13 protein-coding genes are annotated in these 17,653 nt (G+C 65.6%); 4 read left to right on the forward strand and 9 right to left on the reverse strand.

What is annotated here, in order from left to right; all coding sequences use genetic code 11:
- Window positions 1-6 precede the first annotated feature (6 nt).
- The 4 genes from ASD71_RS26520 to ASD71_RS26535 form a co-directional block, all read right to left on the reverse strand.
- A complete protein-coding gene (locus tag ASD71_RS26520) occupies window positions 7-405 on the reverse strand; it encodes an ectoine synthase (protein ID WP_056571502.1) in 399 nt (132 codons plus the stop codon).
- A complete protein-coding gene (ectB, locus tag ASD71_RS26525) occupies window positions 402-1,709 on the reverse strand; it encodes a diaminobutyrate--2-oxoglutarate transaminase (RefSeq protein ID WP_056571509.1) in 1,308 nt (435 codons plus the stop codon). The genes ASD71_RS26520 and ectB overlap by 4 nt, the downstream gene beginning before the upstream one ends.
- Window positions 1,710-1,833: 124 nt before the next feature.
- Window positions 1,834-2,394: a diaminobutyrate acetyltransferase gene (gene ectA / locus ASD71_RS26530; protein WP_056571512.1), complete on the reverse strand. Its 561-nt coding sequence runs from the start codon at window positions 2,392-2,394 to the stop codon at window positions 1,834-1,836.
- A complete protein-coding gene (locus tag ASD71_RS26535) occupies window positions 2,391-2,939 on the reverse strand; it encodes a MarR family winged helix-turn-helix transcriptional regulator (RefSeq protein WP_056571608.1) in 549 nt (182 codons plus the stop codon). The genes ectA and ASD71_RS26535 overlap by 4 nt, the downstream gene beginning before the upstream one ends.
- A gap of 275 nt (window positions 2,940-3,214) precedes the next feature.
- Between ASD71_RS26535 and ASD71_RS26540 the strand changes: the two genes are divergently transcribed.
- Together ASD71_RS26540 and ASD71_RS26545 are read left to right on the forward strand one after the other, a co-directional pair.
- Window positions 3,215-4,147: a MurR/RpiR family transcriptional regulator gene (locus tag ASD71_RS26540; RefSeq protein ID WP_056571611.1), complete on the forward strand. Its 933-nt coding sequence runs from the start codon at window positions 3,215-3,217 to the stop codon at window positions 4,145-4,147.
- Window positions 4,148-4,195: 48 nt separating this feature from the next.
- Window positions 4,196-5,536 (forward strand): aspartate aminotransferase family protein, encoded by a 1,341-nt coding sequence (locus ASD71_RS26545; protein WP_056571522.1) that lies wholly within the window; start codon window positions 4,196-4,198, stop codon window positions 5,534-5,536.
- A gap of 48 nt (window positions 5,537-5,584) precedes the next feature.
- Here the strand turns inward: ASD71_RS26545 and ASD71_RS26550 are convergent, their stop codons facing one another.
- The 4 genes from ASD71_RS26550 to ASD71_RS26565 all read right to left on the reverse strand — a co-directional run bounded on the left by ASD71_RS26550 (window position 5,585) and on the right by ASD71_RS26565 (window position 11,809).
- A complete protein-coding gene (locus ASD71_RS26550) occupies window positions 5,585-6,787 on the reverse strand; it encodes a DUF418 domain-containing protein (RefSeq protein WP_056571525.1) in 1,203 nt (400 codons plus the stop codon).
- 79 nt (window positions 6,788-6,866) lie between these two features.
- On the reverse strand, window positions 6,867-9,203 hold the full coding sequence (gene parC / locus ASD71_RS26555) for a DNA topoisomerase IV subunit A (RefSeq protein WP_056571527.1): 2,337 nt from the start codon (window positions 9,201-9,203) through the stop codon (window positions 6,867-6,869).
- A gap of 45 nt (window positions 9,204-9,248) precedes the next feature.
- A complete protein-coding gene (locus tag ASD71_RS26560) occupies window positions 9,249-9,848 on the reverse strand; it encodes a YcxB family protein (protein WP_056571530.1) in 600 nt (199 codons plus the stop codon).
- Entirely contained in the window at window positions 9,848-11,809 is a 1,962-nt protein-coding gene (locus tag ASD71_RS26565) for a DNA topoisomerase IV subunit B (RefSeq protein WP_056571533.1), read from the reverse strand. Before ASD71_RS26565 ends, ASD71_RS26560 begins: the two co-directional genes overlap by 1 nt.
- A 325-nt stretch (window positions 11,810-12,134) precedes the next feature.
- On the opposite strand from ASD71_RS26565, the gene trxA reads away from it, so the two are divergent.
- Window positions 12,135-12,461: a thioredoxin TrxA gene (gene trxA, locus ASD71_RS26570; protein WP_056315616.1), complete on the forward strand. Its 327-nt coding sequence runs from the start codon at window positions 12,135-12,137 to the stop codon at window positions 12,459-12,461.
- A 117-nt stretch (window positions 12,462-12,578) separates the two neighbouring features.
- A complete protein-coding gene (rho, locus tag ASD71_RS26575) occupies window positions 12,579-13,838 on the forward strand; it encodes a transcription termination factor Rho (protein WP_043541410.1) in 1,260 nt (419 codons plus the stop codon).
- Between the two features lie 159 nt (window positions 13,839-13,997).
- On the opposite strand, the gene ASD71_RS26580 is transcribed toward rho, so the two are convergent.
- A complete protein-coding gene (locus tag ASD71_RS26580; protein ID WP_082579072.1) occupies window positions 13,998-17,630 on the reverse strand; it encodes a YhdP family protein in 3,633 nt (1,210 codons plus the stop codon).
- Window positions 17,631-17,653: the final 23 nt, after the last annotated feature.

Genomic DNA, 17,653 nt, shown 5'->3' on the forward strand with positions numbered 1-17,653 from the left:
CTTTTATCAGGCCGCGACCGCATCGGGCAGCGCGTAGACACCTTCCTTGTCGTGCACTTCCTGGCCGGTCAGCGGCGGATTGAAGACGCAGATGACGCGCAGCGGCTCCTTGCCGCCGCACAGCCAGTGCTCGTCGTTTTCGTTCAGCGCGTAGACCACGCCGGGTCCGAGGTCATATTTCTTGCCGTCGGCGATGGTCTCGATCGAACCGTCGCCCTCGATGCACCACACCGCCTCAAGATGGTTCTTGTAGTGGATGTGCGTGCGGCCGCCCGGGAAGATGGTGGTCTCGTGGAATGAAAAGCCCATGCCGTCCTTCTTGAGCAGCACACGGCGGCTGACCCAGGTGTCGGTGCGGACTTCGTCGGCAGTGCCGATCACATCTTTGACATTACGTACGATCATTGACGCTTTCCTCCAAATTTCAGGATGCGGGCGGACTGCCCCTCATCGGCCAGCGCTTCGGCCACGCTGGCCTCGATCAGATCCAGGCCCTTGGCGAGCAGATCTTCCTCGATCGTCAGCGCGGGCAGCAGCTTCAGCACTTCATCGTGCGCGCCCGACGTTTCGATCACGACGCCCTTCTTGAAGGCGCATTGCGCGATGCGGTTGGACAGCGCGGGATTGCTGTTGGACACCAGGCCCTGGATCAGGCCGCGGCCACGCGCCGACAGGCCGGCGTTGGGATAGCTGTGCACCAGGTTTTCGAGCCAGTCGCCGACCAGGCGCTCCTTGCGCTGGACGTCGGCGGTGAATGCGGCGTTGGTCCAGTACGTTTCCAGCGCCTGCGTGGCGGTGACGAAGGCGAGGTTGTTGCCGCGGAAGGTGCCGCTGTGAGCGCCGGGCTTCCAGATGTCCAGCTCGGGCTTCATCAGCACCAGCGACATCGGCAGACCAAAGCCCGACAGCGATTTGGACAGCGTGATGATGTCGGGGCGGATGCCAGCGGTCTCGAAGCTGAAGAAGGTGCCGGTGCGGCCGCACCCGACCTGGATGTCGTCCACGATCAGCAGCATGTCGTGGCGCTTGCACAGTTTTTCCAGCTCTTTGAGCCAGCGCAGCGTGGCCACGTTGACGCCGCCTTCGCCCTGCACCGTTTCCACGATGACGGCGGCCGGCTTGTCCATGCCGCTGCTCGGATCTTCCAGCATGCGTTCCATGTACGACATGGTGTCCACGTCCGGACCAAAGTACCCGTCATAGGGCATGAACGTCGTGTTGCCCAGCGCGTAGCCGGCGGCCTCACGGAACTTCATGTTGGCCGTCGCGGCGAGCGAGCCGCCGCTGACGCCATGAAAGCCGTGGGTGAACGAGATCACGTTGGGGCGGCCCTTGACCTGGCGCGCGATCTTCAGCGCGGCTTCGACGGCATTGGTGCCGGTCGGGCCGGTGAATTGCAGGGTGTACTGCCAGTTGCGCGGCTTGAGCAGCACGCGATCCACCGTCTCCAGGAAACGCTTCTTCGCGCTGGTGGCCATGTCCAGGCCGTGGACGACGCCGTCCGCCTGCACATACTCCAGCAGCTTTTCCTTGAGAACAGGATTGTTGTGGCCGTAGTTCAGCGTGCCTGCGCCGCTGAAGAAGTCGATGTATTCGGTGCCATCTTCATCGATGAGCGTCGAGCCACGGGCCTGATTGAATATCACGGGAAACGACCTGATGTAGCCCCGCACCTCAGACTCCATGCGGTCAAAGATCTTCAAGTCCATGATTAATCCTCCCTTTTCAACTCATTAATTGACGGACGGCCTGATCCCGCCAAGTGCGGCAAGCGCACCTGGACAGTTCGAACCATCCCGGTAAATCGATAAGACCGTCAGGCCTTTGGCGCCCCTAAGGGGACGGCAAGGCGAACGGACCTATCCTTAACAGCATCTCGTCGTCATGGTCCGCGCCGCCGAAGAGTTGCCGGTCGAAGAACGGCTGTTCGGAAACGTGGGCGCCTACTTCGGCGGCCAGGCCGGCGAAGGTGCGGCGCGAAGCCTGGTTGTCAGGCCCCACCGTGGTTTCAAGATAGCGGACATGCGCCAGGCCCTTGCGCTGCAAGAGTTCCCGGAGCATGGCGCGGCCAAGGCGTTGGCCGCGAGCGCGGGCGTGCACCGCAACCTGCCAGACGAACAGGACGTCAGGGCGGGACGGGTCCACATAAGCGGAGATGAAACCATTGATGCGTCCCCCGGCGCTTTCAGCCAGGACGCAGGTGTCGCGAAAGTGCTCGCACAGGAGCAGGTACGCGTAGAGGGAATTCAGGTCGAGCGGCGGGCACTCGGAAATGAGGCGGTGGATCGCGGCGCCGTCTTTGCGGTCGGGCAGACGCATGGTATGGGTCTGCGCGCTGACCGCCGGCGCCACGGCACTTGAGAGTGTGGGGGTATCCAGTTCGTTTTTCTTCATGCAACGATTCCCGATTCTGGGGGTGCCCCGCCCGTGGGCACTTCAAGGATGGGCGACGACACGTCTCCATGCGTGTCGACTGCGGCCTGACCGTCCTGTTCCATGAGCGTCACGATGCGCTCCAAGGACAGGGTGATGGTGGCCTGTTCCAATTCCGGCAAGGCATTGAGCGCGTCAGCCAGATGCTTTTGCAGCGGCGACGGCGCGCCTTGCGCCAATTCATGTCCCGCCTCGGTGGCGGTGACGAACACGATGCGGCGGTCTTCACGGCCCCGCTCGCGGCGGATCAGCGCCTTGTCTTCCAGGCGATCCAGGATGCCGACCACCGTGCTGGGGCTGACGTGCATCTCGCGGCTGATCGCCGTAGCGGTCATGGGACCGTTGGCGATCACAGTGCGCAGGCACATCAATTGCGGTGCAGTGATGTGGCTGACCGCGGACAACTGTCGCGAATGCAGCGCGATCGAACGCGTGATGCGGCGCAGGGCTCGCAAAATGCGCAGGTCGTACTGCTGAGTGGTTTCTGTTTTCGCGGCGTCAGTCATGGATACGGAAGGTTCGGGCAAAATCATTTCTACACGAATCATATGCGCCCGATTTATTCGAGTCAAACAAAAACCCGGGCACGATGTAAATAAATGAACGTGGATTTGGCGAGGATGACTGCAGTATGAATGGACTTGTCAGCACGCCGATTCCGCTGTGCCGGGGGCCAGCGAGGCACATCCACCTGCGGGCAAGCCCCACTAAAAAACATATGTTTTGTTCATGATGTTTTATTTATCATATGTTTTTTACGGTTTTATCCGGCCTTGTCTACATGTCCCTGCCGTCCTCCCTGCTCGCCACCCTCCAGGAAAAGCTGGAGCAACTGCCACCCGAATTGCAGCGGGCGGCGCGCTGGGTGGTGGCCAATCCCGCGCTGGTGGGACTGTGGTCGATGCGCCGGCAGGCACAGACGCTGGGGGTGGCGCCGGCCACGATGTTGCGGCTGGCCCGCGCGGTGGGCTATGGCAGCTACGAAGATTTCCGCCAGCCGTTCCAGCAGGCGCTGGCTGCACAGAGCGAGCCGGGCCTGCGCGACCGTGCCGCGGCCCTGCAGGCCGCTGCGAGCGCGTCCACGGAACCCGGCCACGATGCGTTGACCGGGTATCAGGTCCAGGCCATGTCCTCGGTCTGCGCGCTGAACCCGCCCGCGGCGTTCGACGCCGCGGTGCAAACCCTTTTGAACGCGCATCAAGTCGGTTTCCTGGGCACGCGCTCGGCCTTCGGCATCGCGTTCCAGATGCGGTATGCCTATCAACTCGTGCGGCGCAACAGTGTCCTGATCGACGGGCTGGGCGGCGCGCCGGCCGAACAGATCGACAACATGGGCGCGGGCGACGCGCTGATCGTCATCTCGCAGGCGCCCTACCCTGTCGCCACCGTCGAGCTCGCACGCCAGGCCGCGCAACGCGGCGTGGCCGTGGTGGCGCTGACCGACGACCCGCTGTCCCCACTTGCCGTGGACGCCCGCCATACCCTCCGCTTTTTCCCGTCCGACCGCGATGGCGTGCAGGCAAGGCCCGCGCACCACGGACCGGGCTCGTTCTTCCACACGACCGCCGGACTGCTTGGGCTGGCCGAACACCTGATAGCCAGGCTGACGGCCCGCGGCGGCGAAGCGGTGCTGGACCGGCTGACCGAAGTGGAGCAGCGTCTGCGTGCCAGCAACGTCTACTGGACCGGCGCCCCCGCACGTCGCCAAGGCTGAGGCCTGCAAGCCGAAGCCCCCCTTCAACCTGACCCAGGAACCCGCAGCATGAGCCGAACCCACATCCTGCATCGCTCCCTTCGCCATACGCCCCCCATCGCCTTGCGCGGCCAGGGCGCCTGGATCCATGACAGCGCGGGCCGCGCGTATCTGGACGGCTCAGGCGGCGCGGCGGTGTCCTGCCTGGGTCACAACCACCCGGACGTCCAGGCGGCCCTGCACGCGCAGATCGACGCGCTGGCCTACGCCCACACCAGCTTTTTCACTACGGAGGTCGCTGAAAAGCTGGCGGCCCGCCTGGTCGCGGACGCCCCCGCCGGCACCTCGCATGCTTACTTCGTATCGGGCGGCTCGGAAGCGGTCGAAGCGGCGCTGAAGATGGCGCGCCAATACTTCGTCGAAATCGGCCAGCCGCAACGCCGCCACATCATCGCGCGGCGGCAGAGCTATCACGGCAACACGCTGGGCGCGCTGGCGGTTGGCGGCAACGCCTGGCGGCGCGCGCAGTTCGCGCCTTTGCTGATCGAGGTCGAGCATGTCTCGCCCTGCTATGCCTACCGCGACCAGCGCGTCGGCGAAACCGCAGAACAATACGGCGAGCGGCTTGCGCAGGAGCTGGACGCGGCCATCCAACGTCTCGGCCCGGACTCCGTGATGGCATTCGTGGCCGAGCCAGTGGTGGGCGCGACATCCGGCGCGGTGACGGCCGTGCCCGGCTACTTCCGCCGCATCCGAGAGGTCTGCGACCGCCACGGCGTGCTGTTCATCGCTGACGAAGTCATGTGCGGCATGGGCCGGACCGGCTCGCTGTACGCCGTCGAACAGGAAGGCGTGACGCCGGATCTCATCACCATCGCCAAGGGCCTGGGCGGCGGCTATCAGCCCATCGGCGCAGTCATGGCGCAGCAGCATATCGTGCAGGCCATGCAGCAGGGCAGCGGCTTTTTCCAGCACGGCCACACGTATCTTGGCCACGCGCTGGCGTGCGCGGCCTCGCTGGCAGTGCAGGACGTGATCCGGCGCGACGGGCTGCTGGAGCGCGTGCGAGTCCAGGGCGCGGGCCTGACGCAGCGGCTGCATGCGGCGCTGGGCGAACACCCGCACGTGGGCGACATCCGCGGCCGGGGCCTGTTCATGGGCGTGGAGCTGGTTCAGGACCGCGCCACCAAGCAGCCCTTCGATCCCGAGCTGACGCTGCATGCGCGGATCAAGCGCGAGGCGATGGCGCGGGGCTTGATGGTCTATCCGATGGGAGGCACCCTCGATGGACGACAGGGTGATCACGTGCTGCTCGCGCCGCCCTTCATCATCTCCGACGACGAACTGGACCAACTGACCGAACGACTCGCCGGCGCCATCGACGCCGCGATATCGCAGACGCGGGGTTAGGCGTCCACCGCAACGGCGGCCGGGCGAGGATCCGCCCGCGCCACCTGATCAGCCTGCGCCTGCCCGCAGCCAGGGCGGCCGTGCGCCAATGGTGAGCGCGCGCAGGAACCATTCCACAGGGCCGTAGGCATGATGCCGCAGCCACCAGGCAGACAACGGCAACTGGGCGGCAAAGATAGCCACCGCAATCAGAAACGCGGCCAGGGGCGGCACGGCGGCGTACAGGCGCAAGCCCCACGCCGTGAAGAGAAATGCGCAGACCACCGACTGCATCAGGTAATTGCTGAGCGCCATCCGCCCGGCGGGCGCCAGCCAGGCCCCAATGCGCTCGCCAGGCCCCGTGCGCAGCGCCAGCAGGAACGCCGCACCGTATGACAGGCTTAAAAGCGGCGCGGTGAAAAGGCCCACGGCCAGTCCCGGCAATTCCCACACCACGCGCGCCTGCGGCAAGGCGCTGGTCGCATACGCCGCGGCGCCGGCCAGCCCGGGCAGGACGCATAGCGCGCACAGCAGTCCGAGCGCGCGGCGCGAGCGCCAGGGGTCGGCCAGCGCATTGCGCCGGCCCAACGCGTATCCCGCCAGGAACATGGCAAAAACGAATGGCCCCTGCACGAACAGCACAGTGAACCAGATGGCCTCGGTGAGTTCCTTGATGTGCTGCGCGATCGTGGTGCCGACGGTGCCGCGGTACGCCTCGATGGAGGCCAGCGCCTCGGCTTTGTATTGCAGCCCGTAGCCGGCCGGCACGGGGTCCAGGAAACTTAACGCGCCCAGAATCGCCCACACCGCCGATGCCAGTGCGATCAGCCACAGCGCAACGCGCAGCGCCCGGCCCGGGTCCATGCGCCGGCATAGCAGCAGCGCGAGGCCCAGCAACGCGTACGTCACCAGAATGTCGCCCTGGTAGAACAGGATGGCGTGCGCCATACCCAGGGCCGCCAGCCCCGCCAGCCGGCGCAAAAAACGCGGCACGAAGGCCGCGTCGGCGCGTTCGGCCGCCGTCATCTGCAGCGTGAAGCTGTAGCCGAACAGGAAGGAAAACAGCAGGTAGAACTTGGTTTCGAACAACCAGGCGACCAGCCAGCGGACCGTCACATCCAAGGGGCTGGAATAGACCGGATCCGGCACGCCCCCGCCGTAGAACGGAAAGGCGAACACGTTGATGTTGACGACCAGGATGCCGAAGAGCGCAAAGCCCCGCAGGGCATCGACGTGCGCGAGGCGCGGCCGGGCGGCGAGGTCGATGCTCATGCGGGTCTCTGGATGGCAGCTGGGCGGCGCAAAGGGCGCGCGCCGCCGGGCGTCTGCGGCGTCAGGCGGCGCGCAGGCGTCAAACCAGCACCGGAGACAGCAGCGGCTGCTTGGGCCGCACATCCAGCGCGCGGCCCTTGCGGGCCCGCTTGCCGACATAGACCGCCAGATCCGCACCCGCCAGGATGTCTTCGGTCATCTTGTTGCGGTAGATGCCCGTGGCGCGCAGCCCGCGGGGGCCGATCGGCACGGTCTGGTCGAGCTTGTCCGCGCCGTCCAGTCCCATCAGGATGGTGCCGCGTCCGCCGCCGGACAGCGACTTGACCTCGTCCAGGCCAAAGACCAGGAACTTGCCCTTTTGCGACAGCAGCGCCAGTTGCTGGGCGCCTGCAAACAGCGGCACCGGGCGCAGCAGTTCGTCGCCCGTTTCAAGCGTGATGAATTGCTTGCCCGCGCGCTGGCGGCTGACCATGTCGGACAGCTTGGCAGCAAACCCATAGCCCCCGCGCGTTGCCAGCAGCCAGCGGCTGTCGGCGGACGCGGCGATCGTATGGACGATGCGCGTGCCGGACTCCAGGTCGATCATCGTGGTGACCGGTTGGCCGTCACCGCGAGCCGACGGCAAGCCGGACACCGGCACCGAGTAGACCCGGCCGTTGTCGCCAACCGCGATCAGCGTATCGGTGGTGCGGCACTCGAAGGCGCCGTACATGTCGTCGCCCTGCTTGAAGCCGAATTGCGAGGCGTCATGGCCGTGGCCCTGGCGGGCGCGCAGCCAGCCCTTCTGCGAGACGACCACGGTGACCGGTTCGTCCAGCACCTTGGTTTCGAGGACTGCGCGCTCGGCCGTCTCGATCAGGGTGCGCCGCTCGTCGCCGAATTGCTTGGCGTCGGCTTCGATTTCCTTGATCAGCAGGCGCTTGAGCGTCGTGGGATTGTCCAGCAGCTCCTGCAGCGAGACCTGATCCTTGCGCTTGTCGGCCAGTTCCTGTTCGATCTTGAAGCCTTCCAGGCGCGCCAGCTGACGCAGGCGCATTTCGAGGATGTCCTCGGCCTGGCGCTCGGACAGCTTGAAGCGTTCCATCAGCGCGGCGCGGGGCTCGTCGGATTCGCGGATCGTCTGGATGACCTCGTCCACGTTCAGGTAGACGACCATGCGGCCTTCCAGCACATGGATGCGGTCGATGACCTTGTCCAGGCGGAAGCGCGTGCGGCGCACCACGGTGTTCGTGCGGAACGCCAGCCATTCGACCAGCACGTCGCGCAGGCCCTTCTGACGCGGACGGCCGTCGGTGCCGATGCACACCAGGTTGACGCTGGAGCTGCCTTCCATGCTGGTCTGCGCCAGCAGCGTGTTGACGAACTCGTCGCGGTCCACCCGCGAGGTCTTGGGTTCGAAGACCAGGCGCACCGCGGCGTCCTTGCCGGATTCGTCGCGCACGGCGTCCAGCAAGTTCAGCATCACGGCCTTGGCCTGCGTCTGCTCCGGCGTCAGGCTCTTCTTGCCCGTCTTGACCTTGGGATTGGTGATTTCCTCGATCTCTTCGAGCACCTTCTGGCCGGACGTGCCGGGGGGCAGCTCGTTGACGACCAGTTGCCACTGGCCACGCGCCAGTTCTTCAAACTGCCAGCGCGCGCGCACCTTGAGCGAACCGCGGCCCACGCCGTAGATCTGCGCGATATCGGCCGCCGGGGTGATGATCTGGCCGCCGCCCGCGAAGTCCGGGCCGGGGATCATTGCGTACAGTTCCTCGTCCGGCAACTGCGGCTGCTTGATGAGCGCCACGCAAGCCTGAGCGACTTCACGCAAGTTGTGCGGCGGGATCTCGGTGGCCATGCCGACGGCAATGCCCGAGGCGCCGTTCAGCAGCATCACGGGCAGCCGCGCCGGCAGCATCTGCGGCTCTTGCTGGCTGCCGTCGTAGTTGGGCACGAAATCCACAGTGCCCTCGTCCAGCTCGTCGAGCAGCAGCTTGGCGATGGGCGTGAGCCGCGCTTCCGTGTAACGCATGGCGGCGGCGTTGTCGCCGTCGCGCGAACCGAAGTTGCCCTGGCCGTCGATCAGGGGATAGCGCAGCGAGAAATTCTGCGCCATGCGCACCATGGCGTCGTATGCTGCCTGGTCGCCGTGCGGATGGTATTTACCGAGCACGTCGCCGACGACGCGCGCGGATTTGACGGGCTTGGCGCCGGAGCCCAGCCCCATCGCCTGCATGGCAAAAAGGATGCGGCGCTGCACCGGCTTCTGGCCGTCGCCCACGTCGGGCAATGCGCGGCCGCGCACCACGGAAACCGCATAGTCCAGATAGGCCTGCTCCGCGTAGCGCGCCAGCGTGATGGCGGCGTTGCCGTCACCGTCGCCGTCGCCGCCTGGCGGGTTGGAGTCAAACAGGCCGGGTTGATTGCTGTCGGTCATGATGGTTTCAGGTAGACAAATTCATCGAAACGGCGTCAATGCGCCTCAGGCGGACGGGGCCAGGAGCTGCGTGTCGGCGACATGCACGCGCATCTGGGCGCGCACGGCCTGCAACGTGGCGGCGTCCTGCCCGCGCTTGGGGATGATCACGCCCTGCAGGGTGCCGAGGATGACGTAGAGATGTTCGGGGGTTTCCTCGACCCGCCGCACGTCCGTCCACGCCATGTGCCCGGAGGCGGAGGCGGTGCTGTCGGTGACGCCGTCGGGCCCGAAGTCCAGTTCGTGCCGCCCCAGGTACAGGGTGTCGGGCTGCTTGGCCAGCATGCGGCGCGTGTTCATCCGCACGAGTCCGGGCAGCACGTATTCGTAGGCCAGGGCCAGCAGCGCCAGGATGCCCAAACCCACCGCCAGCCCCTGGAAATACACCGGCAGGATCGCGCCCCAATTGGGGCCCTTGCCGTCCCAGGTCTGCCAGATCAGGTACGCAAGCAGCGCCACGATCATCAGGACGCCGAAGCGCAAATGAGACCGGTACCGTCTGCGGCGCAGCTCCGGCCGTTTGTACACATAGGCGGCAAAATCCGCGTAGTCGTCGGCGGTCAGGTCGACGACCATGCGGGCTTGCCCGGGCGCGGACGGCGTCATCAGATGTCGAGCTCCGCCAGATTGCCCTTTTCCTCGATCCACGCGCGGCGTTGCGAGGACTCGCCCTTGCCCATCAGCATGTCGAACATGCGGGTGGTGTCGTCGGGGGTCTGGTCGCCGTACCCCACGGGCAGCAGGCGGCGCGTGTCCGGATTCATGGTGGTTTCCCACAGTTGCTCGGGGTTCATTTCGCCCAGGCCCTTGAACCGGCTGACGGCCCACGCACCTTCGCGCACGCCTTCCTTGCGCAGCTTGTCCTGCGCGGCTTCGAGCTCGCCATCGTCAAGACAATAGATCTTGCGGGCGGGGCGCTTGCCCTGGGCGGGTACGTCCAGGCGGAACAGCGGCGGCTTGGCGACGTAGACGTTGCCGGCCTCGACGAGCTTGGGGAAGTGCCGGTAGAACAGCGTCAGCAGCAGCACCTGGATGTGCGAGCCGTCGACGTCCGCGTCCGACAGGATGCAGATTCGGCCGTAGCGCAGGCCGGACAGGTCGGGCGAGTCGTTGGGGCCGTGGGGGTCGACGCCGATCGCCACGGAAATGTCGTGGATTTCGTTATTGGCAAAGAGCCGGTCGCGGTCGACTTCCCAGGAATTGAGCACCTTGCCGCGCAGCGGCAGGATGGCCTGAAATTCCTTGTCGCGGCCCATCTTGGCCGAGCCGCCGGCCGAGTCGCCCTCGACCAGAAACACTTCGGTGCGCGTGGCGTCGCTGGACTCGCAGTCGGTCAGCTTGCCGGGCAGCACCGCCACGCCGGAGCTCTTGCGCTTTTCAACCTTCTGGGCCGAACGCTGGCGCGCCTGCGCCTGCCGGATGGCCAGTTCCGCGAGCTTCTTGCCGTATTCGACGTTGCTGTGCAGCCAAAGGTCGAGCGCGCTCTTGGAGAATCCGCCGACCAGCCGCACGGCGTCGCGGCTGTTCAGGCGTTCCTTGATCTGACCCTGGAATTGCGGATCGAGCACCTTGGCCGACAGCACGAAGCTGGCGCGGGCGAACACGTCTTCGGGCAAGAGCTTCACGCCCTTGGGCAGCAGGCTGTGAAGCTCGGCAAAGCCCTTGACCGCGCCAAACAGGCCTTCGCGCAGGCCGGATTCATGCGTGCCGCCGGCCGGCGTGGGAATGAGGTTGACGTAGGACTCGCGCACCGCGTTGCCGTCGTCGGTCCAGGCCACCACCCATTGGGCGCCCTCGCCTTCGGCGAAATTTTCGTGGTCGGCGCCGGCGTACTGTTCGGCTTCGAAGAACGGCACCATCAGTTCGGCGCCTACCAGGGCTTCGGCCAGGTAGCCGCGCAGGCCGTCCTGATACTGCCAGGTCTTGGTGTCGCCGGTTTTCTCGTTGACGAGCGTGACCTTCACGCCCGGCAGCAGCACGGCCTTGCTGCGCAGCAGATGCGTCAGCTCGCCCAGCGGGATATTGGGGCTGTCGAAGTATTTGGCATCGGGCCAGACGCGCACGCGGGTGCCGGACTTCTTGCGGCCGCCCTGGTCGTAAGGCGCCAGGGGCTCGTCGACGTCGCCGCCCTTGAACACCAGCCGGCTGACGGCGTTGTCGCGCCAGACGATGACTTCCAGGCGGGTGGCGAGCGCATTGGTGACGGACACGCCGACGCCGTGCAGGCCGCCCGAGAAGGCGTAAGCGCCGCCGCCCGCCTTGTCGAACTTGCCGCCCGCATGCAGGCGCGTGAACACGAGTTCGACGACGGGCGCGTTTTCTTCGGGGTGCAGGCCGACGGGAATGCCGCGGCCGTCGTCCTCGACGGAGACGCTGCCATCGGCATGCAGCGTGACCTGGATCTGTTTGCCGTGACCGGCGAGGGCCTCGTCCGCGGCGTTGTCTATGACCTCCTGCACGACGTGCAGGGGGTTTTCGGTGCGGGTGTACATGCCCGGGCGCTGCCGCACGGGTTCCAGCCCCTTCAGGACGCGGATGGACGCCTCGTTGTAACGTGGAGTGGCCAAGTTATCCCCAACATCTGTGGAAAAAAACCGACATTTTACGGTTAAGCCTAGATTCTGCGCGGCTCCGGGTGGGATGCGCACGACCTGACCAGGTCCGAATTCGGTAGGATGATGAACAGTCACAACCGCCGTCCCGGGCGTTGACCTCCCGGATCGCGACAGCTGAGCCGCAACATCCTACACAAAATCCTGCAAACCCTGTTGTTATTAACAGTGGTATGCCTGTTGTTATTGACAGTGGTATGCTTGAGTCCATTCCACAAACAAGAACAACGGCAAGGCGCGTTTTAACGCGCCTTTTGCTGCCGAACCGAGAATCACCATCATGAGCGACCAAATCAAGAACGTCAGTGACGCCAGCTTCGATGCCGATGTGTTGAAATCCGGCCAGCCGGTGCTGGTGGACTACTGGGCTGCCTGGTGTGGCCCCTGCAAGATGATCGCCCCCATTTTGGAAGAAGTCGCCGCCGAATACGCTGGCCGCTTGACGATCGCCAAGCTGAACGTGGACGAAAATCAGGGCACCGCCACCAAGTACGGCATCCGCGGCATTCCGACCCTTATGCTCTTTAAAGACGGCCAAGCTGCCGCCACCAAAGTTGGCGCGCTGTCGAAGTCGCAACTCACCGCATTCCTGGACGGCGCGTTGTAAATCGCGTGCTGTAAACGAAGGCGCCGCCGCATAGGCGGCGCTCATTCAGTACCGCGCGAGCCCGTCCGTGGCGCGCCGCCAGAGCCCTCCTTTACTTTTCCCCCAACACTCACCGCGATGCACCTCAACGAACTGAAGGCGCTGCACGTCTCGCAGCTGCTCGAAATGGCCGCTGGCCTGGAAATCGAGAACGCCAACCGCCTGCGCAAGCAGGAACTGATGTTCGCCATCATGAAGCGGCGCGCCAAGCAGGGCGAGCAGATCTTCGGCGACGGCGTTCTTGAAGTCCTGCCCGACGGTTTTGGTTTCCTGCGCTCGCCGGAAACCTCGTATCTGGCCAGCACCGACGACATCTACATTTCCCCGTCGCAGATCCGCCGTTTCAATCTGCACACCGGCGACTCCATCGAAGGCGAAGTGCGCACCCCCAAGGATGGCGAGCGCTATTTCGCCCTGGTGAAGGTGGACAAGGTCAACGGCGTGGCGCCCGAGGCGATCAAGCATCGCATCATGTTCGAGAACCTGACGCCGCTGCATCCGAACCGCGTCATCCGCCTGGAACGCGACATCAAGAGCGAGGAAAACCTCACCGGCCGGATCCTCGACGTCTTCGCCCCCATCGGCATGGGCCAGCGCGGCCTGATCGTCGCCAGCCCCAAGTCCGGCAAGACGGTGATGATGCAGCACATTGCGCACGCCATCACCACCAACTACCCCGACGCGGTCATGATCGTCCTGCTGGTCGATGAACGCCCCGAGGAAGTGACCGAAATGCAGCGCACCGTGCGCGGTGAAGTGGTTGCGTCGACCTTCGACGAACCCGCCACGCGTCACGTGCAAGTGGCCGAAATGGTCATCGAAAAGGCCAAGCGCCTGGTCGAAATGAAGAAGGACGTCGTGATCCTGCTGGACTCGATCACCCGTCTGGCCCGCGCCTACAACACCGTCGTGCCGGCTTCCGGCAAGGTGCTGACCGGCGGCGTGGACGCCAACGCCCTGCAGCGTCCCAAGCGCTTCTTCGGCGCGGCGCGCAACCTGGAAGAAGGCGGCTCGCTGACCATCCTGGGCACCGCGCTGATCGAAACCGGCAGCCGCATGGATGAAGTCATCTATGAAGAATTCAAGGGCACCGGCAACTCCGAAGTCCACCTCGAGCGCCGCCTGGCTGAAAAGCGCGTCTACCCGTCCATCAACCTGAACAAGTCGGGCACTCGCCGCGAAGAGCTGCTGATCGCGCCCGACCTGCTGCAGAAGGTGTGGGTGCTGCGCAAGTTCATCCACGACATGGACGAAGTCCAATCCATGGAATTCATCCTGGACAAGATGCGCGCCACCAAGACCAACGCCGAATTCTTCGACATGATGAAGAAGAAGTAAGCGCATCGTCCGCGCCAAAAGAAGCCGCCTTTGCAAGGGCGGCTTTTTTTATGGGTGATTTCTTGCTTGGGACGGTGTCTGACACCCGGCGTATATCGTCGTCAGCTTGCTGCGGCGTCGCAATGGGTGTCAGACACCTGCGAAGCTTCCCGCGGCGGCTCAGTGTTCGATGAATTCCGGCATCCGGCGCGGCGTGGCATTCGCGGGGCGCGGCGTCTGCTTGGCAGGTTCCTTGCCGGCTTCGATCGGCTCGATGCTGGGGTCGTCCCAGCTACCCGTGACGGCGTATTCCATGGTCATCGCGCGGGCGAGCGGCTGCTTGAGCAGCCATTGCGTGACAAAAGCGCCCAGGCCGATCAGCGGATTGACCGCCAGCGCCGTCACCATTGCCGCGCCGCTGGCGTCCAGATTCGGAATCACCACCGCCTTCATGTCCCAGCGCTCCTTGACGAGGTTCACGCCGCCGGCCAGGACGATGGCGGCGACCGGCCCGTTGATCTTGTAGCCTTCGGTGGTCAGCATGCCGTCGGCCACCTTCACGTGGCCCCGGATGGTGTCGAACGGAAAGCCGTCGCGCAGCAAATTGGTAGGGTTCACGTCCAACCTAGCCAGCCGTTGCAGCGACTGCAGCGACAGCAGCTCCAGCAGCCGCGCGGTGCGGGAATTCACGTGCATGAAGCGGCCGTTGTCCAGGCTGACGACCACGTCGCCCACGACGTCCGCAATGTTGTGCGTCCACGGCAGATTGCGCCACGTGGCTTTGCCCTGGATCGTTCCCTTGCCGTTGGACACCACGTTCTCGAAGCCGATCCGGCCCATGAAGTCACCGATGTTTTCCAGCGTCAGCACCGCATCGACGGTCAGACCGCGGTTCGGACCTTCCAGCCCCCAGTTGCCCGTGGCGTTCAGGGCCGCCGAATCGTTGGTGATGGACAGCTTGTCCAGCCGCCACTGCCGTCCGCGTTCCAGATTGGTGCCCGTCACCTGCAGCGTCCCCAGGTTCTTGCCGTACAGCATGAACTGGTTGGCTTGCAGGTCGATGGCGGGGATGTCGGACAGGTCGTTGCCGGACGCCAGCGCCTTGTCGGCCTGGTTGGCATCGCCCTCGCCCGCGATCGACAGGTGTTTCAGGCGAGCGGTGATCTGGCCGGCGATGGCGCCCTGCGCCTCGCGCCATTCCAGCGTGCCCGCCGCCTGCCGCGATTCCAGTTCGACGCGCCAGCGCGCCGGCGCGGGGCGCGTGGCGTACAGCGTCAGGTCATTGAAGGTCAAGCCGCTGGCGTGCATCACACCGGCCGCCAGACTGATGCGCTCGGGCTGCGGCAGGATGGGCTTGGAAGGCGGCCTGCCCTTGACGGGCGGGGCGTCGAATCCATCCGATACCTTTTCCCAGCCGTCCATGTCCAACTCAGGCAGGTTGGCGTTCAGGCTCAGCCCGCGTTCCGGCAGGCTGGCTGGCCGCCCGACGCCCAATGCGCCGCGCGAAAAATAGGAGGCCGAGCCATCGGCAGGGTCCCGCTCGAACAACGCGTTGACGTTGTCGCCCAGGCTGGCCGTGAGCCAGCGCCGGTCGCGCGCGCCCCGGTCCTGCGCGGGCGACCATTGCAGCTTCAACAACTGCGCGGACTTGGCGGGCTTGCCGGCCGGCGCGGGCATGTCGATCGCCATGCCGATCAGGTCGGACTCGGCCGAAATGTCGATCGCGCCGCCCTTCAGGTAGATCAGCCGGCCCTTGTAAGCCGCCCGGCCGGTAAAGCGCGACATCGACGGCGCGCGGCTCAACTGCGTCAGTCCGGCTCCCGATAGCGTGCCGTCAAAGCGCAGCGCGTCCGTGCCTTGCGCCAGCGTGCCGTAGATGTTGACGGGCCCGCCCAGGAACTGCGCGCGGATGCCCTTGGTCTGCACGCCCTTTTCCGAAAATTCCAGATCACCGTGGATCTGGCTGAGCACCGGAATCTCGGGCATGAAGCTGAACGAATTGTCCGAGAACCTGATGCGCCCCAGCACCCGCGTGTCGTCGGTGTTGAGCAGCGGCACGGTGAGATCGAGCGGCATCCGCCAGTCGCCGGTGCCGTGCGCCTCGTCCAGGGCCCCGTCCAGCAACTCGCCCAGCGGAGAATTCGCGGCCAGCGCCAGGTACGCCGCCACCGGCCCGGAGGTATCGCCGGTGACCCGAAGCTGCGAGTCGTGTTCCATGTTGGGAATGGCGGCTTTCACCGCGCCCAACTTCACGGTGTGTCCCTGTCCGGTATGCGCCACGGCGCCGCCCGCGCTGTCCAACGCCAGGCTCACCTTGTCGATGCGAAAACTGCCCGACAGGTTTTCCAGCATCGGCCAGCCCTTGTGGTGTTTGCGCGCCGGCGCGTAATCGACCTTGGCGCCGGAATAGTTGCCCGCGATGACGAACTCGCCGGTCGAGCCGGGCGCGCCATACGGAAAGTCGTCCAGATCGCCCTTGAGCGTGATGGCCGCCGAGTGCATCTGCCCGGCGGGCAGGCCGGTCGCCAGCCATTCGCGGGCGTCGGCGTTTACCTCGAGCGGCAGATAACGGTGGATGGCCGGCATCGAGCCGCGCACCATCGTGCCGCGCACGTCGGCCGTGCCCGCGGCGGTCTTACCCTCGGGCCGCCATTGCCCTTGCAGGCGTGCTTCCAGATCTTCATTGGCCAAGCGCAACTGGGCCACGTCGACGAACCAATGCTCCGAATCCGGCCCCTTGACCTGGGCGTCGAGTTCCAGGTCGTCGGCCCGCAGGGTCGGCGTCTCGAAGACGCCCGGCAGCGTCACGCCCAACTGATGCACCTTGCCCTTGACGGCCACGGCAGGCGCGCCCGTGCTGCGACCCAGCGGCACGCCTTCGATCTTCACGTAATCGCCGGGCCACACGGAAAAGCGTAACTGGCCCGACCCGCTCTGGACGGCGGGGCCGTCCGGCGCGGAGGTCCAGGCCACGCCGCGCACGGCGACGTCGCTGGTCAGTTCGGTGAACTTGCCGTGGTCCAGTTGCCACCACGCCCGCGCGGCCAGCCGGCCGGCGACCGCGGGCACGTCGATCCACGGCGCCCAGGCCTGCGGCTCCACGTCATCAACCTGCGCAAAAATCTGTCCGCTCCAGTTGGCGGGTCTCCGAGCGTCGGTGGCGAAGAGGCTACGGTTGAATTCGCCACGCAGCTCCAGCTTGTTCGCCAGCGCGGGGCCCGCGGAGGCCTGCAGCACGAACCGATGCGACAGCGCGCCATTGCGCACCAGGAAGTCGACCCCCTCCAGCGTCAGTTCCGGCGCCTGGCGCAGTTCGTCCTGCCAGCGCAGCGTGGCGTCACTGACCAGCAGTTCGCGCTGCGCCGCCAGCCAGCGCAGGCCCGGATGATTCAGATCGGAGGCGTGGTCGCTTGCGTTCAGGTCGATGTCCTGCCCGGCGACCCACAGATGATTGGACGCGTCCCGCCGCAACGTAAGTTCCGGTTTTTCCAGCCGCAGCCGCACCAGCGTGGGCGACAGCGCCAGCAGGCTGCGCCATGCAACAACCGCGGAAACGGACGGCAGGCTCAATACCGGATCGGCCTCGTCGTCGTAGACCTGGACGGCGGCGAGATCGAGCCTAGGATTGAGCCCTTGCCAGTTTGCCTTGATCGCGCCGATCGTGACGCGGGCGCCCAACGCCTCGCTGGCGTAGGCTTCGATCTGAGGGCGCCACTGATCCACCCGCGGGAGGACCCAGTAGCGCACGCCCAGAAACCCGATGGCGACGACGCCATAGACGGTCAGCGCGGCCCAGAACAGGCTGCGGAGCACTTTTTTTGGAACAGACACGGATC

Origin of the sequence: Achromobacter sp. Root565, from assembly GCF_001427425.1 — a bacterium.
Classification (GTDB): Bacteria; Pseudomonadota; Gammaproteobacteria; order Burkholderiales; family Burkholderiaceae_B; genus Achromobacter; species Achromobacter spanius_D.

What these genes read in the sequence shown, in the direction of transcription:
- ASD71_RS26520 (WP_056571502.1), bottom strand. Translation starts at nt 405, where the DNA reads ATGATCGTACGTAATGTCAAAGATGTGATCGGCACTGCCGACGAAGTC.
- ectB (WP_056571509.1), bottom strand. Translation starts at nt 1,709, where the DNA reads ATGGACTTGAAGATCTTTGACCGCATGGAGTCTGAGGTGCGGGGCTAC.
- ectA (WP_056571512.1), bottom strand. Translation starts at nt 2,394, where the DNA reads ATGAAGAAAAACGAACTGGATACCCCCACACTCTCAAGTGCCGTGGCG.
- ASD71_RS26535 (WP_056571608.1), bottom strand. Translation starts at nt 2,939, where the DNA reads ATGACTGACGCCGCGAAAACAGAAACCACTCAGCAGTACGACCTGCGC.
- ASD71_RS26540 (WP_056571611.1), top strand. Translation starts at nt 3,215, where the DNA reads ATGTCCCTGCCGTCCTCCCTGCTCGCCACCCTCCAGGAAAAGCTGGAG.
- ASD71_RS26545 (WP_056571522.1), top strand. Translation starts at nt 4,196, where the DNA reads ATGAGCCGAACCCACATCCTGCATCGCTCCCTTCGCCATACGCCCCCC.
- ASD71_RS26550 (WP_056571525.1), bottom strand. Translation starts at nt 6,787, where the DNA reads ATGAGCATCGACCTCGCCGCCCGGCCGCGCCTCGCGCACGTCGATGCC.
- parC (WP_056571527.1), bottom strand. Translation starts at nt 9,203, where the DNA reads ATGACCGACAGCAATCAACCCGGCCTGTTTGACTCCAACCCGCCAGGC.
- ASD71_RS26560 (WP_056571530.1), bottom strand. Translation starts at nt 9,848, where the DNA reads ATGACGCCGTCCGCGCCCGGGCAAGCCCGCATGGTCGTCGACCTGACC.
- trxA (WP_056315616.1), top strand. Translation starts at nt 12,135, where the DNA reads ATGAGCGACCAAATCAAGAACGTCAGTGACGCCAGCTTCGATGCCGAT.
- rho (WP_043541410.1), top strand. Translation starts at nt 12,579, where the DNA reads ATGCACCTCAACGAACTGAAGGCGCTGCACGTCTCGCAGCTGCTCGAA.